The following is a 26,911-nucleotide window of genomic DNA, read 5'->3' on the forward strand; positions in this document are numbered from 1 at the left end:
CACCATGTCCGATCCGCGCTACCTGACCGATCTGGTGCACCGGCCCACCGGCCCGGACGCCGACCGGATCGCGGTCGTCGCCCCGGACGGCGAGCTGAGCTACGCGCGACTGTGGGAGCGGGCCGACGCGACGACGGAGCTGCTGCGCCGGGCCGGCGTCCGGCCGGGCGACCGGGTCGCCCTGCACCTGCACCGGTCCGCCGACTACGTGACGTCGCTGCTGGGGACGCTCGGGGCGGGCGCGGTCGCGGTCCCGGTCGATCCCGAGCTGCCCTCCGGCCGGGCCGAACAGATGCTCGCCCTGGCCGCCCCGCGCGTCGTGCTCCACGCGGACCGGCCCGCGACGGTGGCCGCACCGGCGGGCACGCTCTGGCGCGACGTGCGTACCGCCGGGGTGGGGGCCGGCCTCGACCCGCCGGACCGCGCGGGCTGGGCGCCGCCCGCGGAACAGGCCGCGTTGGTGTTGTTCACCTCGGGTTCCACCGGCCGGCCGAAGGGGGCGGTACTGCACCACGCCGGGCTGGTCAACCGGCTGGCCTGGGGCCACCAGCGGTTCGGCTTCACCGCCGAGGACCGGGTGCTGCACAAGGCGTCGATCGGGTTCGACGCGTCGGTGCACGAGATCTTCTCCCCGCTGGTCGCGGGCGGCGTCGTGGTCGTCGCCGGTCCGGGGCTGCCGTTCGACAGCCTCGGCCTGGTCCGGCTGATCCGGCGGGAGGCGGTCACCACCGCGCACTTCGTGCCGACCATGCTGCGGCACGTGCTGGACGAGCCGGAGTTCGCCGGCTGCGGGACGCTACGGCGGGTGCTCTGCGGCGGTGAGGCGCTGGACATGCGGCTGGTCCGGCGGCTGCGGGAAGTGCTGCCGTGCGGGCTGTTCAACGGGTACGGGCCGAGCGAGACCTCGATCAACGTGTCCTACTGGGACTGCGCGGAGCCGTACGCGGGCAGCATCGCCCCGATCGGCCGGCTCGTCGACGGCGTGGTCGCCCACGTGCGCGACGAGGAGGGCCGGCCGGTCGCCGACGGGGACACCGGTGAGCTGTGGCTCGGCGGGGTGGCGGTCGGCCTGGGCTATCTGGGCGACGACGCGCTCACCGCGGAACGCTTCCGGCCCGACCCGGAGCGGCCGGGCGGCCGGCTCTACCGCACCGGTGACCTGGTGCGGGTCGCGCCGCAGGGGTTCCTGGAGTTCCGGGGCCGGGTCGACGACCAGGTCAAGGTCCGGGGCGTGCGGGTGGAACCGGGCGAGGTCGCGGCCGTGCTGCGCGAGCATCCCGCGGTGCACGACGCGGTGGTGGTTACCGTGCCCGACGCCGACGCCGGGCCGCGCCTGGTCGGCTACGTCGTGCCCCGGCCGAGACGCGCCCCGACGGTCGGTGGGCTGCCCCGGTTCCGGCTGCCCAACGGCATGGCGGTGACCGCCGCCTCGCCCGACGAGGCGGTCTTCCTCTACCGGCAGATCTTCGACCACGCGGAGTACTCCCGGTTCGGCGTCCGCCTCGGTGACGGCGCGGTCGTCGTGGACGTGGGCGCCAACATCGGCCTGTTCGCGCTCTGGGCGACCCGGCAGGCCCGCGACGTACGCCTGGTCGCTGTCGAACCGAATCCGGACACGCTGCCGTACCTGCGGGCCAACCTCGGCCTCTACGCCGCGTCGGCGTCCGTCGTCGAGGCGGCGGTGACCGACGTCGCCGGCACCGCCGAGCTGATCTCGTTTCCGGAGCTGAGCTACCTGTCCGGCCTCGGCGCCGACCGGGCCGGGGCGGCGTCGGAGCTGGTCCGGTCGCACTACCGGCACGGCGGCGGCGCCGCCGACGCCGCCGAACGGGCCGCGCTGCTGGCGGACGCACGCCGCCGGCTGACCCCGGTGGCGCACACCGTGCCGACGGTGACCCTGTCCGAGCTGCTGGACCGGTTCGCGCTCGACCGGGTCGACCTGCTGAAGGTCAACGTGGAGGGCGCCGAGCTGAGCGTGCTGCGCGGGGTGCGCCCGGAGCACTGGTCCCGCATCGGCCAGGTGTGCCTGGAGGTCGAGCGCAGCAGCGTCACCGCGCCACCGGCCCGCGAGCTGCTGTCGGCGGCCGGGTTCACGGTGCACGAGATCGGCGACTGGAACGTCGGCGCGGACGCCGACGTCAGCTACCTCTACGCGGTGCGGTCGGGGGAGCAGCCGCCGACCGGGTCGCCCTGGGCCGAGCCCGCCGACCAGATGCTGACCACCGCCCAGCTCCAGGGCTACCTGGCGTCGGCGCTGCCGTCGGCGATGCGCCCGGACCAGATCGTCCTCGTCGACCACCTGCCCCGGCTGCCCAACGGCAAGGTGGCGCGGCGGGAGCTGCCGCCGCCACCCCGACCGCGGGCGGACCCCGCCGCCGAACCGGGCGGTGTGCTCACCGACCGGCTGCGCGAGGCGTGGCGGGTCACGCTCGGCGTCGACGCGGTCCACGACGACGACAATTTCCTCGCCCTCGGCGGGCATTCGCTGACCGCGCTGCGGGTGGCGGTGCGGGTGCGCGAGATGGCCGGCCTCGAGGTCAGCCCGGCGGGCTGCCTGCGCGCCGGGTCGTTCGCCGACTGGCTGACCCGGGTCACCGACGGGGGACGCGATGTCCGCGCCGCCCGGTGACGCGTCCCGGCACGTCGTCGTGGTGGGCGGCGGCCGGCTCGCCCGCGCGCTCTGCGACTCCCTGGCCGCGATCCACACCCCCGTCCCGCTCCGGGTGACCGTGCTGGCCCGCGACCCGGCCGCGGCGGACCGGCTGGCCCAGGGTGCGCAGGTGCGGGCCACTGTCGCCGGGACCGCCGTCGGGTTCACTGCCCGGCCGTTCACCCCGTCCACCACCGACCCCGGGGCCGGCTACGCCGCCGATGCCGCGTCGATGGCCCGGCTCCGGCCCGACGTGCTGGTCTGCGCCGCGTCGGCCCAGTCGCCGTACGAGCGGACGCACGCGCCGTCGGCCTGGACGGAACTGGTCACCGCCGCCGGGTTCGGGGTGACGCTGGCGTTGCAGGCCGAGCTGGTGTCCCGGCTGGCCGCCGCGCTGGCCGCCGGCGCGCCGGACGCGTCGCTGGTGAACGCCGCCTTCCCGGACGCGGTCAACCCGCTGCTGGCCGCGGCCGGGCGGCCGGTGCTCTGCGGCATCGGCAACGTGGCGACGCTGGCCGCCTGCCTGGACGCCGCGCTGGGCGGCCCCGGACCCCGGCGGTTGGCAGTGCTCGGCCACCACGCCCATCTCGCCGCGCCCGACCCGGCCGCCACCGACGACACCGCCGAGGTGCGCGCCTGGCTGGACGGCCGGGAGGTCCCGGACGTCACGACGCTGCTCGCCGGCTACCGCGCGCTGCCCCGCCCGGAGCTGAACGCGTTGGCCGGGCATGCCGGGGCCGCCGTGGTGGCGGCGCTGGCCGTCGGCGTGGACGAGGTGGTGGCGAACCTGCCCGGTCCGCTGGGCCTGCCGGGCGGCTATCCGGTCCGACTGCGCGACGGCCGGGCCGAACTGCGCCTGCCGGCCGGCGTCGACGTGGCGCACGCGTCGGCCTGGAACACCGCCGCCGGGCGCCGGGACGGCGTCGAGGTCGACGACGGTCACGTGCGCTACCCGGAGCGGGCCCGGGTGGCGCTGGCGGCGTACCGGCCGGACCTGGCCGGCGGTTGGCACGCCGGCGAGCTGCCGGAGGTCTTCACCCGGTTCACCGCCCTGCGTGACCACCTGCGAGCGGTGCCGCCGGCACCGGCCCGTGCCCGGAGTGTGTGGGAGGAAGCCCGATGTCCGTGACCGCCCCGACCGCCCGCAACCTGATCACCGACTACCAGGACGTCATCGCCTCGGCGGTGCGGCGGTGCGGCGCGGTCCCCGGCGACGCCGCCGGCACGCCCGGCTTCGCGCCCGGCTTCGACCTGCCCGAGCTGACCCCGGCCGTGCGCGACTTCTACGCCGCCGCCACGGTGCGCTGGGCCCCGCTCGGTGAGTACGGCGGCCACCGCCTCCACCTGCTCGACCTGACCGGCAACCCGGGCACCCGGACCACCAAGACGTTCGCGTCCCTGGTGATCGTCGCCCGCGCGGTGGAACACATCCGGCGTACCGGCGACCGGCTGCGCATCGTCACCCCGACCTCCGCCAACAAGGGTGTCGCGCTGCGTGACGCGGTGGCTCGCGCGTACGCGGCCGGGCTGGTCACGCCCGAGCAGCTCGCCATCGTGGTGCTCGCGCCGCGGGCGACCCGGCACAAGTTCCGCCACGACGCGCTCGCCGCCGACCCGGTCGCCCGCCGGCTCAACCCGCTGCTGCGCTACACCGGCGACGACCCGGAGGGCGTGAAGGCGCTCGGCCGCGCGTTCGTCGACGCGTACGCCGCCCGGCTGCACGACGAGCACGGCGTCACGCTCTGGTACACGCTGGACCTGAAGAACTACCTGGTGGCCGACGCGGCCCGGGCCGCGTTCGAGGCCGAGGTCGCCCCGACCGGCGGGGCCCCCGCCCGCTGGCACGCCCACGCCGTCTCCAGCGCGTTCGGTCTGCTCGGCTACAACCTCGGCCGCGACGTGCTGGAGGCGGCCGGCCGGGCCGACCCGGACGACCGTCCCGGTTTCCTGCTCGTGCAGCACCTCGGCACGCCCGACATGGTGCTCAGCCTGCGCCACGGCTCGTTCGCGCGGGACAACGTCCCGACCTGGACCCGCGACGAGAGCCTGGACGCCTGGACGCAGGAGAAGGACCCGCGCTTCCCGGCCGTCACCGACGACCCGGCCGAGGTGCTCGACCCGACCTTCTACACCCACCGCCCGGTGACCTCCCCTTCGATGAACGCGCTGATCGACCGGTACGGCGGCGACGGCATCGTGGTGTCGCGGCGCGAGTGCGTCGAGCGCTACCCGGCGGTCCGGGGACGGCTGGCCGACGCCGGGCTCGTGCTGCCGGACGAGCCCGGACGGCTGCGGGAGTGGTCCATCGTGATGGCGCTGACCGGCGTCTGCAACGCCGTCGACCGGGGTCTGGTGCCGGCCGGACGCGACATCGTGGTGCACGGCACCGGCAGCTACGCCGACGACTTCACCGTCGCCGACGCGGACGCCGAGGTGTCGACCGTCGCCGACGTCGCGGCGGCCGTCGTGGGCCGACGGTGAGTCCGACGCCGGCCGCCCACCCGCTCGGCCTGCCCGCCGGGCCGGCCGAGCGACTCGTCGCGCGGGCCCGGGCCGCCGGGGTCGAGCCGGCCACAGTGGTCCTCACCGCGACCGCGCTGCTGGTCCGCCGGTACACCGGCGTCCAGGTGGTGACGCTGGGCCACGGCGACGAGCCGGTGACGCTGGACCTGACCGTCGACGCCCCGATTCGCCAGCTGTGGCGCGCGCTGCGCCCGGCGTCGCCCGGCGTCACCCCCGACGCGGTCGTCCGGGTCGACCCCGACCTGCGCGCCGGCACGCTGACCGGCCTGCCCGACGACTACGCCGACGACCTGCGCGCCGACCTGGCCGACGTGCTGTCCGCGCTCGACCCGGACGCGTCGTCGGCCGACGTGCTGCGCGTGGCCCGCTACGAACGGCGTCCGGCGCCCGACCTGGGCCGGCTGCACGGCGGCGACGGCACCGAGGCCGACGCCGTACGCGGGGAGACGATCCCCGCCGCGTTCGCCGCGGTGGTCGCCGCGTACCCGGACCGGGTGGCGGTGCTGGCCGACGACGCGACGGTGACCTACCGCGACCTCGGCGCGGCGGTGACCGCGACCGCGGCGGCGCTGACCGGGCCGGGCGACCCCGCGACGCCGCCCGCGCCGGTGGCGGTGTTGTGCCGCCACGGGGTGGCCACGATCACCGGGATCCTCGCGGCGCTGGCGTCCGGGTCGGCGTACGTGCCGCTGGACCCCGTGTTCCCGACCGTCCGGCTGGCCGGCATGATGCGCGACGCCGGAGTACGGGCCGTCGTCACCGACTCCGCGCACGCGCGGCTCGCCGCCACGCTGGCCGCCGACGCCGGGCTGCCGGCGGTGCCCTTGGTGCCGCTGCGACCGGGCGTTCCCGGGTCCGGCCCGCCGGTGCCGACCGGCCCGGCCCGGCCGGACGACCCGGCGTACGTGCTCTACACCTCCGGGTCGACCGGGCGGCCGAAGGGGGTGGTGCAGAGTCACCGCAACGTGCTGTTCGGCATCCGTAACCACGTGCGCAACTTCGCCGTCCGGCCGGACGACCGCACCAGCGTGCTCACCTCGTTCGGCTACGACATGGCGGTCACCGACACGTTCGCCGCACTGCTGTCCGGGGCCGCCGCCGTCCCCGTCGACGTGCGGGCGCACGGCCTCGGTCACCTGGCCGGCGCGCTCGCCGACCGGCGCGTCACGGTCTACCACTCCACCCCCACCGTCTACCGCTACCTGGTGGCGAGCCTGGGCGACGGCGGGCGGCTGCCGTCGGTCCGGGCGGTCCTGCTCGGCGGCGAGGAGGTCACCCGGCACGACGTGACGCTGGCCCGGCGGTCGTTCGCGCCGGGCGTGGTGTTCGTCAACGGGTACGGCACCACCGAGATCAGCTTCGCCACGCAGCACCACCTGCCGCCCGACGCCCGACCGGAGCGGGCCGTGGTGCCGATCGGGCACCCGCTGCCGGGCGTCGAGGTGGTGCTGACCGACCCGGCCGGGCGCCCCACCTGCCGGACCGGCGAGGTCGTCGTGCGCACCCCGCACGTCGCGCTCGGTTACCTGGGGCTGCCGGAGCTGACGGCGGCCCGGTTCACCGCGCACGACGGGGTGCGGGCGTACCGGACCGGGGACGTCGCCCGGCGGTTGCCCGACGGGACGCTGGTCTTCCTGAGCCGCAGCGACCGGATGGTGAAGATCCGCGGCTACCGGGTGGAGCTGGGTGAGGTCGAGGCCCACCTGGCCGGGCTGCCCGGGGTGGGCCGGGCGGCCGTGGTGGCGCGGCGTGGCGCGGCCGGCGCCGGCGAGCAGGAGATCATCGGGTACGTCGTGCCGGCCGGCGGTGCGGACCCGCGGCCGGCGGTGCTGCGGGAGCGGCTGGCGGCGGTGCTGCCGGACTTCATGGTGCCCCGGGCCGTGGTGCCGGTGGCGGACCTTCCGACCGGCCCGACCGGCAAGCTCGACCCGGCCGCCCTGCCCGACCCGGACGCGGCGGCCGACGGCCCCGCCGGTGGGCCGCCGTCGGGGCCGGTCGAGGAGACCATCGCGGCGGGCTGGCGCGCGGTGCTGGGACTGCCCACCGTGGACCGGGGGGTGAACTTCTTCGCCGCCGGCGGCCACTCGCTCCAGCTCGCCCTGGTGCAGAAGCACCTGGAGGAACAGCTCGGGCGGCGGGTGCCGCTGGCCCGGCTGGTGGAGTTCCCGACGGTGGCGTCGCTGGCCGCGCACCTGACGGCGGGAGGCGCGGTCGGCGGGCCGGAGGACGGTCGCCTGGCGGCGGTCGGCCGCCGGATGGCGCGGCGCCGGGCCGCGCGGGGCGGCGGCCCGGGGGAGGGCGACACATGAGTGAGGACGACCGGATCGCGGTGGTGGGGCTGGCCTGCCGGGTGCCCGGCGCGGACGACGCGGTCACCCTGTGGCGCAACCTGCTGGCCGGCACGGCGTCGGTACGCCGGCTCACCGCCGCCGACGGCGCGCCCACCGACCCCGACTGGGTGCCGGTGTTCGGCCGGCTCGACGACCTGGCGGGGTTCGACGCGGGCCTGTTCGGCTACCCGGCCGGGGCGGCGGCGCTGCTCGACCCGCAGCACCGGCTGTTCCTGGAGGTGGCCTGGCACGCGCTGGAGGACGCCGGCATCGATCCCGACCGCGACCCGGCCCAGATCGGCGTGTTCGCCGGCTGCGGCCCCAACCGCTACCTGCGTCACCACCTGCTGGGCAGCCCGGCTCTGCGGCCCGCCGCCGGGGACCTGGCCGAGGACTGGGACGACGTGCTGACCGGCGCCGACGGCGACTACCTGCCGACCCGTGCCGCGTTCGCGCTGGGCCTGACCGGGCCGGCGGTGGCGGTCCGGACCGCCTGCTCGACCTCGCTGGTAGCGGTCTGCCAGGCCGCGCAGAGCCTGCTGGACTACCGCTGCGACGTGGTGGTCGCCGGTGGCGCGGCGGTGGTGTCGACCCGGCAGGCCGGCTACCGCCTGCGGCCGGGCGGACTGCTGGCCGCCGACGGGGTGTGCCGCCCCTACGACGCGGCGGCCACCGGGCAGGTGTTCGGCAACGGCGCGGGCGCGGTGGTGCTCAAACGGCTCGCCGACGCGCGTGCCGACGGCGACCACGTGCACGCCGTCCTGGCCGGGTGGGCGGTGAACAACGACGGCGCGGACCGGCCCGGCTTCACCGTGCCGGGCATGGCCGGGCAGGCTGCGGTGCTGGCGGAGGCGTTGGCGTCGGTGGGCTGGGATCCGGCCGACGTGGGCTACCTGGAGGGTCACGGCACCGGCACGCCGGTCGGTGACGCGATCGAGGTCGAGGCGCTGGTCCGGGCCCGGCGGGGCAGTCGGGCCCCGCTGCTGCTCGGCTCGGTGAAGGGCAACGTCGGCAACCTGGACGCCGCCGCCGGCGTGATCTCGCTGATCAAGGCCGCGTACGCGGTCCGGACCGGGCAGGTGCCGGGCACGGCGTGCTTCACCGGCGCGCACCGCGACGTCGACCTGGCCGCGGCGGGCGTCGAGGTCACCGCGCGGACCCGTTCGTGGGACGGGCCACGGCGGGCCGGGGTCAGCTCGTTCGGCCTCGGCGGCACCAACGCGCACGTGCTGGTGGAGCAGGCCCCCGCCGGGAGCGGTCGGGACGAGATGGCCGGGGCGGGTACCGAACGGGTGGTGCTCGGGCTGTCGGCGGCCGACCCGGCCGCGCTGCGGGAGATGGCCGGGCGGCTGGCCGCGCGGCTGGCCGAGGGCGACCTCGCGGTCGCGGACGTGGCGTACACGCTGGCGGTGGGCCGGCGGCGGCTGGCCCACCGGGGCGCGGTCGGCTGCACCGACGTGCCGGAGGCGGTCGCGCAGCTCACCGCGTTCGCCCGGGGCGGGCAGGTGGCCGAGGACGCCGCGACCCGGTCCTGGCGCGACGGTGGCGACCCGCCGGTGGCGCGGGGGCGGCGGGTGCCGCTGCCCGGCTATCCGTTCCAGCGGACCCGGCACTGGATCGAGGCGACGCGATGACCGGTCCCCACCTGCCCTATCCCGAGGTGTGCCTGCCCGACCTGGTCGCCGGGCACGCCGCCCGGCGGCCCGACGCGCCGGCCGTGACGCAGGGCGACCGGACGCTGAGCTACGGCGACCTGGTCGGCCGCGCCGCCGCCCTCGCCGCGTCGCTGCGCGCGGACGGCATCGCCCCGGACGACCTCGTGGGCGTCTGCGTGGACCGTCGCCCGGACCTGGTGGTGGCGCTGCTGGGCGTGCAGGCGGCCGGCGCCGGCTACGTTCCGCTCGACCCGGCGCTGCCGGCGCCGCGACTGCGCGAGCTGGCCGCCGAGGCCCGGCTGCGCGTCGTGGTGGGCGCGCCGGCCGTCGCGCCCGGCGTCTTCGCCGACCACGCCGTGCGGGACGTACCCACCGCGACGGCGCCCTGGCAGCCGACGCCTGCCACGCTGGCCACCACCGCGTACGTGATGTTCACGTCGGGGTCGACCGGGCGGCCCAAGGGCGCGGTGATCGAGCACCGGGCGCTGACCGAGGCGGTCACCGGCATCGCGGAGTTCTCCGGCTTCGGCCCCTCGACCCGCTGCCTGGCCTTCGCCTCGATCGGGTTCGACGCGTCGGTGGCCGACCTGCTCGCCCCGCTCGCCGCCGGAGGCACCGTCGTGCTGGCCGGTGACGCCGAGCGGGCCGACCCGACCCGGCTGTACCGCGTCTGCGCCGAGCAGGACGTCGACGTGGTGGTGCTGCCGCCACCGGTCCTGCCGCTGCTGGACCCGGCCCGGCTGCCCGGCGTACGGCTGGTGATGACCGGCGGGGAGGCGACCGGCCCGGAGCAGGTGGGCCGGTGGACCGAGGGCGGCCGGCGGTTCGTCAGCGTCTACGGCCCGACCGAGGCGACCGTGCTGGTGACCTGGTTCGAGGGCAGCGGGGTGTGGACCCGGCCCATCCCGATCGGCCGGCCGGCCGCCAACCACCGCGTCCACCTCGTCAACGACCGGTTCCGCGAGGTCGGTCCCGGCGAGATCGGTGAGGTGCTGGCCGGCGGGCCCGGTCTCGGCCGGGGCTACCTGTTCGACGCGACGCGCACCGCCGAGCGGTTCGTCCCGGACCCGTTCACCGACCGGCCCGGGCAGCGCCTCTACCGCACCGGTGACCTGGCCCGCCGGCGGCCGGACGGGAACCTGGAGTTCCTCGGCCGGGCCGACCGGCAGGTCAAGATCCGCGGGCAGCGCATCGAGTTGGGCGAGGTGGAGGCGGTGCTGCGCCGCCACCCCGACGTCGACCTGGCCAGTGTCCAGGCACGCGGCGGCCCCGGCGGGCCGGAGCTCGTCGCGTACGTGGCGACCCGCCTGGACGTGGCCGAGCTGCGCGCCCACTGCGCGCGGCTGCTGCCGGCGGCGGCCGTGCCGGCGCGGATGCACACCATGCCCGCGCTGCCGGTCACCATCAACGGCAAGATCGACGTCGACCGGCTGGCCGCGCTCACCGCCGCCGCGCCGGAGCCGGCACCGACCGGCGAGGCGCCGGCGACCGACACCGAACGCCTCGTCGCGCGGGCGTGGTCGGCGCTGCTGGACGCGCCGGCCGTCGACCGCGACGCCGACTTCTTCCACCACGGTGGACACTCGATCGCCGCGATGCGGCTCGTCGCCGACCTGCGGGAGCGGCTGGGCCGGGACGTCGCGGTCGAGGACGTGCTGCTCGGGCGGACGCTGCGCGGCATCGCCGCCCGCGTCGACGCCGCCGCCGGGACCGACCCGACCGCCGCCGTCCGGGGCCGGCCGCCCGCCCTGTCCCCGGCGCAGCGCCGGCTGTGGTTCCTCGACCGCTACTTCCCGGCCGCCGCGTCCGCCTACAACGTCGCCTTCGCCGAACGGCTCACCGGCGGACTCGACGTCGCGGCGCTCGCCACCGCGCTGACCGCCGTCGCGGACCGCCAGCAGATCCTGCGGTGGCGCATCCCCGACACCGACGGCGTCCCGTACGCCGTGGTCGACCCGCCCACGCCGGTGCCGCTGCCGGTACGCGACCTCCCGCCGGGCACGGACCTCGCCACGCACCTCGCGGCCGGCGCGGCGCGGCCGTTCGCGCTGGCCACCGACACGCTGTGGCGGGCCGAGCTGATCCGGACCGGCGTCGACGAGCACGTGCTGGCCGTCTACGCCCACCACGCCGTGTTCGACGGCTGGTCCCAGTCGCTGTTCCACGCCGACCTGGCCACCGCCTACCGCGCCGCGCTCGGGCAGGGGCCGCCGCTGCCGCCGCTGGCCGCCACGTACGGCGACTACGTCGCGTGGCGGGAGGAGCGCTCCCGGCGTCGCGGCGCGTCCGACCTGGACTGGTGGCTGGCGCACCTGAACGGCGCGCCAGTGGTGGTGGAGCTGCCCGGGGGACGGCAACGGCCGGCCGAGCAGACGTACGCCAGCGCGACGGTCGGCACCCGGCTGGACCGGGCCGCCACCACCGCCCTGACCGACCTCGCCGCCGGGCTCGGCGCGACCCCGGCCGCCGCCGTGCTGGCCGCGTTCGCGCTGGTCCTGGCCCGCCGCACCGGCCTGCCCGACCTGCTCGTGGGCACCCCGACGGTGGACCGGCGCGCGGCCGACTTCGCGCCGATGGTCGGGTTCTTCATCGAGATCGCGCCGCTGCGGCTGCATCCGCTCCCGGAGGCCGGCTTCGCCGCGCACGTCCGCGCCGCCTGGGCCGAGCTGCTCGCCGCGCTCGCCCACCCGGAGGCGCCGGTGGAACGCGTCGTCGGCGGGTTCGGCCTGGGCGGCCTGCTGGACCGCAGCCCGCTGGTGCAGGTGCTGTTCAACATGTACACGTTCGACGAGCCGAAACTGGACCTGGCCGGCCTGACCAGCGAGCCGGTGCCGGTGGCCGCGCCCGGGTCCCCGTTCGACCTCACCCTGTACGGCGTGACCCGGGACGGGCAGCTCCGGGTGGAGATCGTGTTCAACCCCGACGTCTACGGCGGCGACCTGATGGTGGCCGTGCTGGGCGAGGTGGAGCGGATGCTGCGCGCCGGGGCCGCCGATCCCGGCCGGCCGGTCTCCGAGCTGCCGGCCTGGACTGCCGTTCCCGCCGGGAGCCCGGGCGGGGTGCCCCGGGCCGCGCCGGTCACCCGCGCCGCGAGTCGGCCGGGCGCGGTCGCCGCCCGCCCGGCCACCGCCACCGAACGGCGGATCGCGTCGGTCTGGTGCGACGTGCTCGGCGTGCCCGAGGTGGCCGCCACGGACAGCTTCTTCGACGTCGGCGGCGGCTCGCTGGCCGTCGCCGTGGTGCAGCGGCAGCTCAACCGGTTGCTCGGCACCGACCTGCGGGTGGTGGACCTGTTCCACCACCCGACCGTCCGCGCGCTCGCCGCGCACCTGGACAACGGCCACGCCGCCGCCGGGTCGCCCGGCGACAGCGCCGAGGACGCGGCGGTGGAACGGGCCGCCCGCCGGGGCGCGGTGCGCCGCCAGCGGGTGCTGCGCCGGACCGCCGACGGGCCGGCCGGGGCGGGTGAGCCGGCATGACGCACCTGGTACCCCTCGGCGACACCGGCTGGTCGGTCTGGCGGGACGCGCTGCTGCGCGGCGCCGGGTTCCCGGCCGACGGCCTGGACCGCTTCGCCGCCCCGGAGTGCGCCGCCGCCGCCGACCGACACCTCGCCGGCCAGGTGGACGACGCCGCGTTCCCGGCCGCGTACGCCGAGGCCACCCGGGCGGCCTCGGCGGCGGTGTGCGGGATCGCCGCCGACCCGCTGTTCCGCGAGGCCGTCACCTGGCAGAACCCGGACGTGCTGGTGGCGCTGGACGGGCTGGTCCGCGACGGCCCGGACGGGCCGCGCAACGTCCGCCGCCGGGGCCGGGAGAACGTCGTCGCCGGCTACTGGCAGCGCTACGTCGCCAAGTGCGAGACCATCGGCTTCTTCGGCCCGGTGAGCTGGGGCGTCGTGGCGCCGGGTCCGGCTGCCGTCACCGCCCGGCCCGGCCCCGGCCTGCTCCGCCGGCGCGTCGTCCACCTGGAACACTGGGCGCTGTCCGCGTACGCCGACCGGCTGGTGGCGGACCCGCTGCTGCGGTCCTGGCTGGCCCCGACGCTGGCGCCGCACGTCCACCTCGACGGGCGGGTCGTGCACCGGCCCGCCCAGCGTCCCGCCCCGGTGTCGCTGACCGAGTCGATCGCGCTGGCCCGCTGCGACGGACGCCGCCCCGCCCGGGAGGTCGTCGACGACCTGGTCCGCGACGAGCAGACCGGCGTGCGCCGGCCCGAGGAGGGGTTCCTGCTCCTCACCCACCTGGCCGAGCGGGGGCTGCTGCGCTGGGACTTCGACCTGCCGCCGGGCTTCGCCGCGGAGGCGGGCCTGCGCGCCCGGATCGACGCCGTCGGCGACCCGGCGGCCCGGGAGCCGGCCCGCGCCGGACTGGACCGGCTCACCGCCGCCCGCGACCGCGTCGCCGACGCCGCCGGTGACCCCGCCGCGCTGGCCGCCGCGCTGACCGCCCTGGACACCGAGTTCACCGCACTGACCGGCCGGCCGCCGCGCCGCCGGGCCGGGCAGAACTACGCCGGGCGGGCGCTGTGCCACGAGGAGACCGTCCGCGACGTCGAGTTCACCGTCGGCCTGGATCTGCTCGACGCCCTCGCCCCGGCGCTGGACCTGCCGTTGCGGGCCGCGCGCTGGCTCACCGCCGAGCTGGCCACGGCGTACGGCGACGCGCTGCGTGACCTCCACGACGACCTGAGCGGTGACGGGCCGGTCCGGCTCGGGGACCTGTGGTTCGTCGCCCAGGGCCCGCTGTTCGGTCCCGGTGACCGGCCCGCCGACCGGGTCGCGCGCGACTTCGCCGCCCGCTGGGAACGGGTGCTCCGGCTCGCCGACCTGCCGGCCGGCACCGCGCGGCTGACGGTCGACGCGGCCGAGCTGGCGCCCCGGGTCGCCGCGGAGTTCCCGGCCACCCGTCCCGGCTGGAGCGCGGGCCGGATCCACAGCCCGGACCTCCAGCTCGTCGCGGCGTCACCCGACGCCGAGTACGTCGCGGTGCTCGGCGAGCTGCACGCCGCGTACGCGACGTTCAACGCCGAGCTGTTCACCCACTGCCATCCCGACCTGGCGCGGCTGCGCCGGGCGTACGCGGCGGACCTGGGCCCGGCGCGGCTGCGTCCGGTCTACCCGGTCGACTTCCCCCGGGTCGGCGGCCGGCTGGCGGCGTCCCTGTTCGGGCCGGACGACCACCGGCTCGCGTTCGCCGACGCCCCCGGCGCGGGCCGGGACCGGCTGGTGCCGGCCAACGCCGCGGTGGTCTCCGAGGTGGCCGGCGTGCTGGTGGCGACCGGCCCCGACGGCACCCGCTGGCCGCTGGTCGAGGTGTTCTCGGACCTGATCGCGGTGCACGCCGGCGACGCGTTCAAACTCATCACCGAACGCCCGCACAGCCCCCGGGTCACCGTGGACCGGCTGGTGCTGGCCCGGGAGACGTGGCGCGTCACGGTCGGGGCGACCGGCCTGACCGACGCCGTCGACCCGGCGCACCGTTACCTCGCGGTACGCCGGTGGCGGGCCGCGCTGGGCCTGCCGGAGCGGGTCTTCGTCCGGGTGGCCACCGAGCTGAAACCCGAGTACGTCGACCTGACCAGCCCGCTCTACGCCAACCGGCTCTGCCTGATGCTGCGGGCGGCCCGGCGGGCGGGCGGCGCGGACGTGCCGGTGACGGTGACCGAGGTGCTGCCCACGCCGGCGCAGGCGTGGCTGCCCGACGGCCGGGGCCGCCACTACGTCAGCGAGCTGCGCCTGCACATCCGCGATGCCGCCGAGCCGGAGGTCATGCCGTGACGAACGAGACAGTGGAGCCGATCGCGATCGTCGGGCTCAGCCTGCGCGTGCCGGGCGCGGCCTCGGCGGAGCGGTTCTGGCGCAACCTGGTCGACGGCGCCGAGTCGTTCACCCGGTTCAGCCGCGCGGAACTGCTGGCCCGGGGCGTCGCCGCCGACGAACTCGACGATCCGGCGTACGTGCCGGTGGCCGCCGTGCTCGACCAGGTCGACCAGTTCGACGCCGGCCTGTTCGGGATGAGCCCGCGCGACGCGGAGCTGGCCGACCCGCAGCAGCGACTGTTCCTGGAACACGCGCACGCCGCGCTGACCGACGCCGGCTGCGACCCGGCCCGCTACGACGGCGAGATCGGCGTGTACGCGGGCGGCAACGCCGACCTCTACCAGTGGCTCAACGTGCGGCGGAACCCGCGCGCGCTGGCCGACGCCGGTGAGCTGCGGGTGTCGTTGGGCAACAAGCCGGACTACCTGGCCAGCAGCGTGTCGTTCCGGCTCGGTCTGCGGGGCCCGGCGATGACCGTGCAGACCGCCTGCTCGTCGTCGCTTGTCGCGGTGCACCTGGCCAGCGAGGCGCTGCGCAACGGCGAGTGCGACACGGCGCTCGCGGGCGGCGTCTGCGTGGAGCTGCCGCACGCCGTCGGGTACGTCGCGGACGAGGGCTACACCTCCGCCGACGGGCACTGCCGCCCGTTCGACGCCCGCGCCGACGGCACCGTCTACGGCAGCGGCGTCGGTGTCGTCGTGCTCAAGCGGCTGTCCGACGCGCGGGCCGACGGGGACGACATCCGGGCGCTGATCATCGGCAACGCGGTCAACAACGACGGCGCGACCAAGGCCGGCTTCACCGCGCCCAGCGTCACCGGCCAGGTGGAGGTCGTCGTGCAGGCCCTCGCGGTGGCCGGCGTCGCTCCGCGCTCGGTCAGCTACGTGGAGGCGCACGGCACCGGCACGGTCCTGGGCGACTCGATCGAGATCGCGGCGTTGAGCGCGGCGTACGGGCGGCGCACCGCCGAGCGGGGCTGGTGCGGGGTCGGCTCGACGAAGGCCAACATCGGTCACCTCAGCGCGGCCGGCGGCGTGGTCGGCCTGATCAAGACCGTGCTGTCGATGCGACACCGGCTGATCCCGCCCAGCATCAACCACGACCGGCCCCACCCGGAGATCGACTTCGCGGCGAGCCCGTTCTACGTGGTGTCGACGCTGACCAAGTGGGAGCCGGCGGAGCAGCGCCCGCTGCGGGCCGGCGTCAGTTCGCTCGGCCTCGGCGGCACAAACGCGCACCTGGTGCTCCAGGAGGCCCCACCGCTCGACCCCACCGAACCGGACGACGGCGGCGGGGAGCTGCTCCAGGTGTCCGCCGCGACCCCGGCCGCGCTGGCGGCGGCGTGCGCCGGGCTGGCCGCCCACCTCACCGACCGGCCGGAGCTGGAGTTGCGCGACGTGGCGTACACGCTGCGGGAGGGCCGGCCGACGTACCGGCACCGGGCCGCGGTGGTCGCGGTGGACCGGACCCGGGCGGCGGCTGCCCTGACCGATCCGCGACGCCGGGGGGACGGGGACGCGGCGTACCCGCCCCGGGTGGGTCTGCTCTTCTCCGGCCAGAGCTCGGCGCACCCGGGCATGGGCGCGCAGCTGGCCGCGACCGAGCCGGTCTTCGCCGCCGCCGTCGAGGAGTGCGCCCGGGTCCTCGGCCGGGACCCGCACGAGCTGCTCGTCGGTGCGGGACCCGGGGCCGACGAGCGACTGGCCGAGCCGGAGGTGCTGCAACCCGCGCTGTTCACGGTCGGGTACGCGCTGGCGACGCTGTGGCGGCACTGGGGCGTCACGCCCGCCGCGATGCTCGGCCACTCCGTCGGCGAGCTGGTGGCGGCCACCGTCGCCGGGGTCTTCGACCTGCCCGACGCGGTGCGCCTCGCCGCCGCCCGGGGCCGGCTGGTCCGGGCCGCGCCGGAGGGCCGGATGCTCGCCGTGCAGCGCGGCGCCGACGAGATCACGCCGCTGCTGCCGGCCGGGGTCGCGGTGGCGATCAGCAACGGGCCGCAGACCTGCGTGCTGGCCGGCGCGCCGGAGCCGGTGACCGCGTTCGCCGACACGCTGCGCGAGCGCGGCATCGGCTGCACGCCGCTGCGCACGCCGTACGCGATGCACGTGCCGCTGCTGAAGCCGGTGCGCGACGAGTTCGCGGCGCTGGTGGCGGCCGTGCCGCGCCGGGCGCCGACGGTGCCGGTGTGGTCGGCGGCGACCGCCGCGCCGTTCACCGACGCGCAGCTCACCGACCCGGCGTACTGGGCGGAGCAACTGTGCCGGCCGGTGCGCTTCGGGGCCACGGTGGCGGCCCTCGCGGCGACCGGCCCGCCCGACGGGTGGCTGCTGCTGGAGTGCGGCCCCGGCCGCCAGCTCGCCGGGCTGGCCCGGCTCAGCCTGCCGCCGGGGGCCCGCGCACCGCTGCGCACGCTGCCCGCGCCGGGGGAGCGGCTGACCGACCGGCAGACCGCCCACGAGGCGGCCGGCCGGTTGTGGACCGCCGGGGTGCCGGTCCACCTGCCCACGCCCGGCCGGCCGCGTCGGGTGTCCCTGCCCGGCTACCCGTACCAGCGGACCCGGCACTGGATCGACCCGGCGCCAGCGCCGGCGGCCGTGGCGCCCGCCGCGCCGGCCGCCGACCGCCGCCACGACGACGGCGTCGTCGAGGTTCCCCTCTGGCGCGAGCTGCCCGCCGCGGCACCCGCCGACGTGCCGGCCGCGCTGCTGCTGTTCGCCTCGGGCCGGCGGGGCACGGCACTGGCGGAGCGGCTGCGGGAACGCGGCGTCGACGTCACGGTGGTCCGCCCCGGGCCGGCCTTCGCGGTCCACCCGGACGGCTACCAGGTGCGGCCGACAAGCGTCACCGACCACCGTCGGCTGCTCGACGAGTGCGCCGACGACGAGCGCGCCGGCCGGGTCGTGCACGCCTGGCCGCTCGACGGGGACCCGGCCGGCTCCGACGTGGCCGCCGTGTCGGCGGCCCAGGACCACGGCTACCTCGCGCTGCTGACGCTGCTGGAGGCGCTGCCGGACACCGACGTGGAGCTGGACGTGGTGACCGCCGGGGTGGCCGACGTGACCGGTGCCGACCTGCTGCGCCCGGAACACGCGACGGTCGCCGGGGTGGTGCGTTCGGCGCCGCTGGAGCGCCCACGGCTGCGCTGTCACTGGATCGACGCCGACCCGGGCGAACCCGCCGTCGACCCGCTGGCCGACGAGCTGCTCGGCGTCGACCGGGCCGAGGCGGTCGCGCTGCGGCTCGGTGGGCGTCGCTGGACGCGCGAGTTCGCGGCGGTGCCGGCCGGCGGTCGGGCCGGCTCCGCGCCGGTCGTCCGGGACGGCGGGCGGTATCTGATCACGGGTGGCTCGGGCCAGGTCGGCGGCGCGTTCGCCGCCGAGCTGGCCCGGCCCGGCGCGCGGCTGGTGCTGGTGAGCCGCGCCACCGCGCCGCCGGCCGCCCGGATCGAGGCGCTGGAGCGGGCCGGCGCCCGGGTGCGGCACCTCACCGCCGACGTGGCCGACCCGGACGCGATGCGGGCGGTCCGCGTCGAGGTGCTGCGCGACCTCGGCGGTCTCGACGGCATCGTCCACGCCGCGCGGCGGCCGGACACCGGCCCGGCCGCCGGGTCACGGCTGGCGGAGGCCGCCACGGAGCTGCGGCCGAAGCTCACCGGCGCGCTGGTGCTGCGCGAGGTCTTCGGTGACCTGCCGCTGGACTTCGTGGCGCTCAGCGCCTCGGTGACCGCGCTCGCCGGTGGCCTGGGCCGGGTCGACGACACGGCGGCCAACGCGTTCCTCGACGCGTACGCCCGCGCCCCGCACGGCTGGCCGACCCGGGTGGTGGCGCTGGGCTGGGGCGCGTGGCGGGAGGACGGCGTGCCCGACCACGACGGCCTGCCCGCCGCGGCGGCGACGGCGGCGGCGCGGCGGGTCCTCGACGAGAGTCGCGCCGGCTCGGTCGCGATCGGCGCGTACACCGTGGCCGCGGTCGCCGGCCACGAGCGGCGGCTCGCCTCGGCCGCCACCGCGACCACCGCCACCGCGACCACCGTCGACGGCGACCTGACCGCCACCGTCGCCGGGATCTTCCGCGACGTCCTGGGCGTCGCCGAGGTCGGCCCGTACGACGACTTCTTCCGGCTCGGCGGCACCTCGTTGGTGGCGGCGCACCTGGTGCTGCGCATCCGCCAGGCCGTCGGCGCCCGACTGTCCATGCGGGTGCTGTTCGACGCGCCGACGGTCGCCGCGATGGCCGCCCGGATCGAGGCGCTGCGCGCCACCGGGCCGGCCACGGCGGCGGAGACACCGATCCCGCGCCTGCGCCGACCGGGGCGGCCGGCGTGACCGAGTCGCCGCCGGACCTCACTCCGGTCGACGGCGTCTACCGCGCCGCCGCCTCGTACGCCCAGGAGCGGGTCTGGTTCACCGCCCAGCTCAGCCCGGGGCAGCCGCTGTTCACGATGACCGACGCGGTCACCCTACCGGCCGGGGCGGGCCCGGAGCAGGCGCTCGCCGCGCTGCGGACGGTCACCGACCGGCACGAGGCGCTGCGCACCACGCTGTGCCTGGTGGACGGCGAACTCCGGCAGGACGTCCACCCGACGGTGCCGGTGGAGCTGCCGGTGACCGACCTGTCCGGGCTGCCGCCGTCGGAGCGGGAGCGGGTCCGCGCCGGGATCGTCGCCGAGTACGCCCGCCTCGACCTGCCGATGGACGGCCTGCCGCTGTGGCGGGCGCGGCTGCTGCGGCTCGACGCGGACACCTGGTGGCTGCTCTTCGCCGGCCACCACGTGATCCTCGACGGCACGTCGCTGCTCAACCTGCGCACGGAGCTGACCGAACTGTGCGCCGCCGCGGTGGCGGGTCGCGCGCCGGACCTGCCCGACCTGCCCGTCCAGTACGCCGACTACGCGGCCTGGGAACGCGACCGTCTCGACGGCCCCCGCCGGGGCGAGCTGCGCGCGTACTGGCGGGAGACGCTGGCCGGCCTGCCCGCCGTGCACGGGCTGACCACCGACCGCCCGCGCCCGTCGACGCGCGCGTTCCACGGCGCCGACGTGCGCCGCGCCCTGCCCGACGGCGTGGCGGAGGCGTTGCCCGAGCTGTCCCGGCAGACCGCCGCCACCCCGTTCATGGTGCAGCTCGCCGCGTTCGTGGCGTTGCTGCACCGGCTGTCGGGCAGCGACGACGTCGTGGTCGGCATGCCGGTGGCCGGCCGGGACCGCGCCGAGCTGGAACCACTGCTCGGCATGTTCATGAACATGCTGGTGCTGCGCGTCGACGTCTCCGGTGATCCGCCGTTCCGGACGCTGGTCCGCCGGGTCCGCCGGGTGGTGCTCGACGCGTGGGACCACCAGGACATGCCGTTCCAGAAGCTGGTCGAGGACCTGGCGGTGCGCCGCGACCCCGGTCTGCCGCCGCTCTACCAGGTGACGTTCCACCACCTGCCGACCGGGCGCGGCGCGGCGTTCGGCGGCGCGATGGACGACCTGTCGCTGGAGATCGCCGGCGACGAGCTGCGGCTGGAGTACGACACCGCGCTGTTCGAGCCGGCCGGCATGGCCGCGTTCGCGGACCGCTACCTGCTGCTGCTCGCCGCCGCCGTCGCGTCGCCGCAGACCCGGGTGGGTGCGCTGCCGGTCATGTCGGACGCCGAACGGGACCTGGTGGTGACCGGCTGGAACGACACCGCCGCCCCGCTGCGCCGGAGCACCCTGGCCGAGTTGTTCGACGCCCAGGTCCGGCGCACGCCGGACGCGGTGGCGCTGGTCGACGGCGACACCCGGCTGACCTACGCCGAGTTGTCCGCCGCCGCCGACCGGGTGGCCCGGCGGCTGACCGCCCACGGGGTGGGGCCCGAGTCGGTCGTCGCCGTCCACGAGCTCCGCTCCAGCCGGCTCGTCGCCGGGCTGCTCGGCGTCCACCGGGCCGGCGCGGCGTACCTGCCGCTGGACCCGGACCATCCGCCGGAGCGGCTGGCGTTCATGCTGGCCGACGCCGGCGCGGAGGTGCTGCTCGCCGACGAGGTGCCGACCGGCCTCGCCGGCGCGGGCGTGGTGCTGCCGTTGACCGGTCCGGACCGGCCGGGGTCGGGGGCCGGCCGGGTCGCCGCCGGGCCGGGCAACGCGGCCTACGTGATCTACACCTCCGGGTCCACCGGGCGACCGAAGGGCGTGGTCAACGCGCACGCCGGCGTGGTCAACCGGCTCGACTGGATGCAGGACGCCTTCGCGTTGGGGCCGGACGACGCGGTGCTGCACAAGACGCCGATCGGCTTCGACGTGTCGGTGTGGGAGGTGTTCTGGCCGCTCGTGGTGGGCGCGCGGCTGGTGCTGGCCACGCCGGGCGGGCACCGCGACCCGGCGTACCTGCGGGAGCTGATCGCCCGCGAGCGGATCACCACAATCCACTTCGTACCGTCGATGCTGGACGCGTTCCTGGCCACCGCCGACGCCGCCGAGCTGGCCCGGTGCGGCTCGCTGCGACGGATCGTGTGCAGCGGCGAGGAACTGCCGCTGGACCTCGCCCGCCGGGCCGTGGCCGCGCTCCCGGCGGCGGCGCTGCACAACCTCTACGGGCCCACCGAGGCGGCGATCGACGTGACCGCCTGGGCGGCCACGCCCGCCGCGCTGGCCGCCGTCACCCGGGTGCCGATCGGCGGGCCGATCCGCAACGTGCGCGCCCACGTGCTCGACCGGGCCATGCGGCCGGTGCCGGTCGGGGTGGCCGGGCAGCTCCACCTCGGCGGGGTGCAGGTGGCCCGGGGCTACCTGCGCCGGCCCGGGCTCACCGCCGACGCGTTCCGCCCCGACCCGTTCGGCCCGGCCGGCGGGCGGCTCTACGCCACCGGCGACCGGGCCCGCTGGCGGGCCGACGGGACCCTGGAGTACCTCGGTCGCCTCGACGACCAGGTGAAGCTGCGAGGTCTGCGGATCGAACCGGGGGAGATCGCCGCCGTGCTGCGCGAGCAGCCGGGCGTCGGCGCCGCCGCCGTCGCGGTCCGCGGCGCCACCCCCGCCGGTCAGCGCCTGGTCGCGTACGTGACACCGGCGGCGGGCACCGGGGCGGTCGACCCGGCGGCGCTGCGGGAGGCGCTGCGGCGGCGGCTGCCGGACTACATGGTGCCGTCGGCGTTCGTGCCGCTGGACGCGCTGCCGCTGTCCGCCAACGGGAAACTGGACATCGCCGCGCTGCCCGACCCGGTGCCCGACGGCGGCGGCGACGCGGCGCACCGCCCACCGGTCACAGCTGTCGAACGGGCTGTCGCCGCCGCCTGGCAGGACGCGCTCGGGGTCGCCGACGTCGGCCTCGACGACGACTTCTTCGCCCTCGGCGGGCACTCGCTGCTGGCGATCCGGATGCTGGCCACGCTGCGCGCGGCGTACGGGCCGGTCGACGTCGGCGTGATGGACCTGTTCCAGCACCCCACAGTGGCGGGGCTGGCCGCGCTGATCGACGGTCCGGCCGACGACCGCCGGCGTCCGCTCCTCTACGAGCTGACCCGGCCGGTGCCGGCGGCACAGCGGGTGCGGTCCTACGTGTGCGTGCCCTACGGCGGCGGGCTGGCCAGCATCTACCAGCCGCTCGCGGACGAACTGCCGCCCGGGCACACGCTCTACTCGCTGGCCGTGCCCGGGCACGACGTCGGCGTCGACGACACCGAGCTGCCCTTCGACGAGCTGGTCGAGCGGTGCGTGGCCGAGATCGAGGACCGGGTGGACGGCCCGCTGGTCCTCTACGGCCACTGCGTGGGCGGCGCGCTGCTGACCGGCATCGCCCGGCGGCTGCACGAGCGGGGCCGGCCGATCGAGGCGATCTACGCCGGTGGCGTGTTCCCCACCGCCCGGCCGGACAACATGCTCGGCCGGCTGGTCGACTGGGTCGACGCGCGGGGCGCGGACCGGCGCTACGAGACGTTCCTGCGGTCGATCGGCGCCGAGCTGGCCGACCTGGACCCGGCCCAGGTCGACCGGTTCGTCCACCACGTACGGCGCGAGGCGGCGGAGGCGCAGGAGCGGTTCACCGCCTGGCTGGACGCCGAGCCGGTCCGGGTCCCCGCGCCGGTGATCTCCGTGGTGGGCACCCACGACGTGCTCACCGAGTACTACGAGGAGCGCTACCGCGAGTGGGGCTTCCTCGGCGCTTCCACCGCGCTTGTGGTGCTCGACCAGGCCGGGCACTACTTCGTCAAGCAGCGGGCCCGGGCGCTCGCCGAGGTGCTCACCCACCCGGGTCTGTCCGCGCCGGGCACCGCGCCCGCTCCGGTCGCCGGTGACGGCTGGGAACTCGCCGCGACCAGCGCCGACCCGGCCGCCGTCGAGGCCGGGGTGCAGCCCGGCATACGCCGGTTCCTGGCGCTCACCGCGAGCCAGCTCGTCTCGGCCACCGGCTCGGCGCTGACCCAGTGGGCGGTGCCGGTCTGGGTCTACCTGAGCACCGGGTCGATGCTGTGGTTCGGCCTGTCCGGGGTGATCGCCTACCTGCCGGCGCTGCTGGCGCTGCCGGTCGCCGGCACCGTCGCGGACCGGTTCGACAGGCGTCGGGTGCTGATCGCCGCCTGCGCGGTCGCGGTGACGGCGGAGGCGCTGCTGGCCACGCTGCTGTGGACCGACCGGCTGGGGCTGGCCGCCGTCTACACGCTGGTCTGTGTGCTCGGCGCGGCGTCGGTGTTCCAACGCATCACCTACCTGGCCGCGATCCCGCAGGTCGTGCCGAAGCGCTACCTGGGCCACGCCAACGGCATCGCCCAGCTCGCCGTGGGGCTCAGCTCGCTGGCGGTGCCGTTGCTGGCGGCGGGCCTGCTCGCGGCCATCGGCCTGACCGGGGTGCTGCTGATCGACATGGTGAGCTACACGGTCGCCATCGGCGTGCTCGCGGTGGTGCGCTTCCCCCGGCTGCTCGGCCGCCGCCGCAAGGAGCCGTTCCTGGCCGAACTGGTCGGCGGGGCGCGGATGGCGTGGGCGGAGCCGGGCTTCCGGGCCATGCTCGGCTTCTTCTCGCTCTACAACCTCTGCCTGGCCAGCCTGCTGCTGGTGCCGCCGATGGTGCTGGCGTTCGGCACCATGGGCCAGGTCGGCACCGTGGCGTTCGCCGAGGCGCTGGGCGCGGTCCTGGGCGGGCTGGCGGTCGCGGTCTGGGGCGGACCGACCCGACGCCGGATGCCCGCGCTGATCGCCATCGCGTTCGGGGTCGCGATCAGCCTGGTGCTCAGCGGCGTACGCCCGAGCCTGCCGCTGATCGCGCTCGGCAGCTTCGGCGTGGGCCTCGGTCTGGGCCTGCACAACGGCATCTACCTGTCGCTCATCCAGGTGAAGGTGCCGCAGCGGTTCCACGGCCGGGTGCTGGCGATCATCCAGACACTGACCTGGGCGACGTTGCCGCTGGGCTTCGCCGTGCTGGTGCCGCTGAGCGGTGCCGTGCTCGAACCGATGTTCGCCCCGGGCGGCGCCCTGGCCGGCAGCGTCGGCGCGCTGATCGGGACCGGCCCCGGCCGGGGGCTCGGGTTCGCGTTCGTGGTGTCCGGCCTGGCGCTGGCCGTGGTGGCGGCGGGCGCCTACGGCATGCGCCGGCTGCGCCACTTCGACACCGAGACCCCGGACGCCCCGGCGGACGCGGCCGAGTGGCTACCGCGACTGCGCCGGGTCGACGATCTGTAGCCGCAGCTCCGAGGCGTACGCCCGGCCGGCCGCGTCGGTCAGCCAGGCGTCGCCGGGGCCGGGCAGCAGCTCGGTGACGGTCAACCCGACCCGGTCCCCGCCCCGCTCGTGCGCGCCGCGCAGCAGCGTGCACAGCAGCCGGGTGTAGACGCCGCTGGTCAGGTCCACGAAGGTGGGCTTGAGTTCGGTGTCGACCCGGACGAAGACCTGCTCGGGCAGGCCGAGCGCGCGCCGCCAGCGCCGCACCGCGAGGTAGCGCGCCCGCTCGCCCTTCACCGTGTGCAGCCCGGTCGCGCCGACCGTGGTGCGCCACGTCTCCCGCACCAGCACCAGATCGTCGACGGTGACCCGGGGCGTGTGCCCGGCGTTCCCGGCCAGCTTCCACGTGTCGAACACCTGGTGGTCGACGAGCGGCGCGAACACCTCCAGCAGCGGCCACTGCCGCCCGTCCCCGGCGTACGCCCGCAGGCCGCCGTCGGCATCGGGTCGCACCGTGAGGTCGGTGATCGGCACGAGGCGGTCCGGGTCGGCACCGGGTGCGCCGGTGAAGCCGAGCTGCGCGTCGGCCGGTCCGTGCAGCCACTCCGCGATGCGGGCGGTGTGCCGGGGCCAGTCCACCGGGGCCAGCAGCCGCACCCGGCCCTCGGGCAGGTCGGCGCGCATGGCGTCGCGCAGCCGCTGCGGATCGGGGTGGCCGTGGGCGAAGAAGTGCGTGTCGAACGCGGCCAGGGCCACGTGCAGCTCGCCGAGCACGACGGTGACGTCGCCGCGCCGCAGCGCCGCCTCGTCCGGGGCGCACAGGTGCACGTCCGGGCTGTGGATCCGGGCGGCGGCCCAGCCGGGCGCGGTGGCGGGGAACGCGGCGGCGACCCGGGCGGTCAGCTCGGCGGCGTCGAAGCGCAACTCGCGGGCGTCGGGGTCGGCGTCGGCCAGCCCGAGCACGGTCGCCCAGCGGGCCAGGAAGTCGGCGGTGACGGCGGCGCTGGGCGGGTCCGCCCCGAACACCACCGCCTGGGCGTGGAACCACAGGTCGGCCAGGGGCACGTCCGGGCTCCCCGCGTCGGCCGACAGGTCGCGGTGGAGGGCGGCCAGCGCGTCGGCGTACGCGTCGCCGATCGCCGCCGTCAGCCACCGCGCCGACAGCAGCAGCGGCTCCAGCGGGGCGAGCCGGCGCAGCAGCGCGTCGCCGAAACGGATGTCGAGGTCGCGTACGGTCTCCAGATGGCACAGGGTGCGCCCGGCGTACACCTCGCCGGGCTGGTGCCGCGCGGGCCGGCCGGTCAGCTCGACGAACCGGCGCTCCAGCGTGGACATCGCCGCGGCCAGCGCGTCGGGGTCGTCGGCGGCGGCCACCGCGTCGCGTAGCGCGCCGATCTCGGCCAGCTCGCCGAGCAGCCGGGCGCGGAGCGCGTCGTCGCCGATCGCGGCGAGCTGGTCACGCAGCGCGTCCTCGGCGGTGAGGTCGACCGGCAGGTCGAAGCCGATCCGCAGCACGCCGCTGCCGGCGAGCGCGTCGAGTTGCGCGTGCACGTCGGCGGCGCGGCGGAAACCGCTGGCCGGGTCCGCGAGCACCCCGGCGACGAGGTCCCCGACCCGTGGCCGCCGTCGGGCCAGCGCCAGCAGCGCGGCCGTCCCCGCCGGCAGCGCCTGCGGCGCGCGGTGCGGGTGCCGCAGCACCCGGTCCCGCAGCGTCAACTCCGGCGACAGGCGCACCGGCAGCCAGTCGCGGACGCCGGCCGTGTGGGCGAACGCCGCGCCGAGCGCGTCCAGCCCCCACCGTTCCAGGAAGACCCGGCGGTCCCGGGTCAGGGCCGGACCCGGCCGTACGGTGACGACCGGACCCGGACCGCCCAGCTCGGTCCAGCAGATCGGGCCGAAGAAGCCGACCGTGTCGTTCTTGAGGCAGTAGCGCTGCCAGTACTTCGCCACCACCTCCTCCCGGTGGCGCCGGCGCAGGTTGCGCGGGGCGTGCGGGCCGTCCCGCCGGATCGCGTCGACAGCCACCAGCACCGCCGGGTTCTGCCAGGTGAGCGCCGTGCGGAACGCGTCGTCCCGGGCGACGTCGTGGACCGCCCGGCCCAGCTCGGCGGCGGCGGCGTCGAACGCGGCGTCGAACGTGGCCTCGTCGCAGGCCCCGGCGAGGTGGGCGTCGGCGACGGCGGCGAGCGCGGGCGCGGCGAACCGGCGCATCCCGGCGGCCGGGAAGCCGGCCGAGCGCAGCAGCGCGGAACGCCAGACGTGCCACGGGGTTCCGGTCAGGGGCGTGAGATGCTCTCGGGGCACCCGGCAATGGTA

At 77.0% G+C, this 26,911-nt stretch carries 10 protein-coding genes; 9 read left to right on the top strand and 1 reads right to left on the bottom strand.

Going from position 1 to position 26,911, the window contains the following annotated elements:
- Positions 1 to 4: 4 nt before the first annotated feature.
- The 9 genes from C8054_RS08865 to C8054_RS08905 are packed head-to-tail and all read left to right on the top strand — an operon-like array spanning position 5 to position 24,616.
- Positions 5 to 2,629 carry an amino acid adenylation domain-containing protein gene (locus C8054_RS08865; protein ID WP_107156387.1) on the top strand — a complete coding sequence of 875 codons (2,625 nt, stop codon included), beginning with the start codon at positions 5 to 7 and terminating at the stop codon, positions 2,627 to 2,629.
- A complete protein-coding gene (locus tag C8054_RS08870; protein ID WP_107156271.1) occupies positions 2,610 to 3,779 on the top strand; it encodes a potassium transporter TrkA in 1,170 nt (389 codons plus the stop codon). The genes C8054_RS08865 and C8054_RS08870 overlap by 20 nt, the downstream gene beginning before the upstream one ends.
- A complete protein-coding gene (locus C8054_RS08875; protein ID WP_107156272.1) occupies positions 3,770 to 5,131 on the top strand; it encodes a DUF6002 family protein in 1,362 nt (453 codons plus the stop codon). The genes C8054_RS08870 and C8054_RS08875 overlap by 10 nt, the downstream gene beginning before the upstream one ends.
- On the top strand, positions 5,128 to 7,482 hold the full coding sequence (locus C8054_RS08880) for a non-ribosomal peptide synthetase (RefSeq protein WP_107156273.1): 2,355 nt from the start codon (positions 5,128 to 5,130) through the stop codon (positions 7,480 to 7,482). The genes C8054_RS08875 and C8054_RS08880 overlap by 4 nt, the downstream gene beginning before the upstream one ends.
- Positions 7,479 to 9,137, top strand: coding sequence for a polyketide synthase (locus C8054_RS08885; protein ID WP_107156274.1), 1,659 nt, complete (start codon positions 7,479 to 7,481; stop codon positions 9,135 to 9,137). Before C8054_RS08880 ends, C8054_RS08885 begins: the two co-directional genes overlap by 4 nt.
- A complete protein-coding gene (locus C8054_RS08890; RefSeq protein WP_107156275.1) occupies positions 9,134 to 12,637 on the top strand; it encodes a non-ribosomal peptide synthetase in 3,504 nt (1,167 codons plus the stop codon). Before C8054_RS08885 ends, C8054_RS08890 begins: the two co-directional genes overlap by 4 nt.
- Positions 12,634 to 14,937: a lantibiotic dehydratase gene (locus C8054_RS08895; protein ID WP_107156276.1), complete on the top strand. Its 2,304-nt coding sequence runs from the start codon at positions 12,634 to 12,636 to the stop codon at positions 14,935 to 14,937. Before C8054_RS08890 ends, C8054_RS08895 begins: the two co-directional genes overlap by 4 nt.
- Positions 14,934 to 19,304, top strand: coding sequence for a type I polyketide synthase (locus tag C8054_RS33185; protein ID WP_107156277.1), 4,371 nt, complete (start codon positions 14,934 to 14,936; stop codon positions 19,302 to 19,304). The genes C8054_RS08895 and C8054_RS33185 overlap by 4 nt, the downstream gene beginning before the upstream one ends.
- The gene (locus C8054_RS08905; protein WP_107156278.1) at positions 19,301 to 24,616 is read left to right on the top strand and encodes a non-ribosomal peptide synthetase/MFS transporter; all 5,316 of its coding nucleotides are present in this window, start codon (positions 19,301 to 19,303) and stop codon (positions 24,614 to 24,616) included. Before C8054_RS33185 ends, C8054_RS08905 begins: the two co-directional genes overlap by 4 nt.
- Here C8054_RS08905 and C8054_RS08910 read toward each other — a convergent pair.
- The gene (locus C8054_RS08910; protein ID WP_107156388.1) at positions 24,584 to 26,899 is read right to left on the bottom strand and encodes a lantibiotic dehydratase; all 2,316 of its coding nucleotides are present in this window, start codon (positions 26,897 to 26,899) and stop codon (positions 24,584 to 24,586) included. The two genes, C8054_RS08905 and C8054_RS08910, sit on opposite strands and share 33 nt — an antisense overlap.
- Positions 26,900 to 26,911: the final 12 nt, after the last annotated feature.

Source organism: Micromonospora sp. RP3T (assembly GCF_003027925.1).
In the GTDB taxonomy this organism is placed as follows: domain Bacteria; phylum Actinomycetota; class Actinomycetes; order Mycobacteriales; family Micromonosporaceae; genus Micromonospora.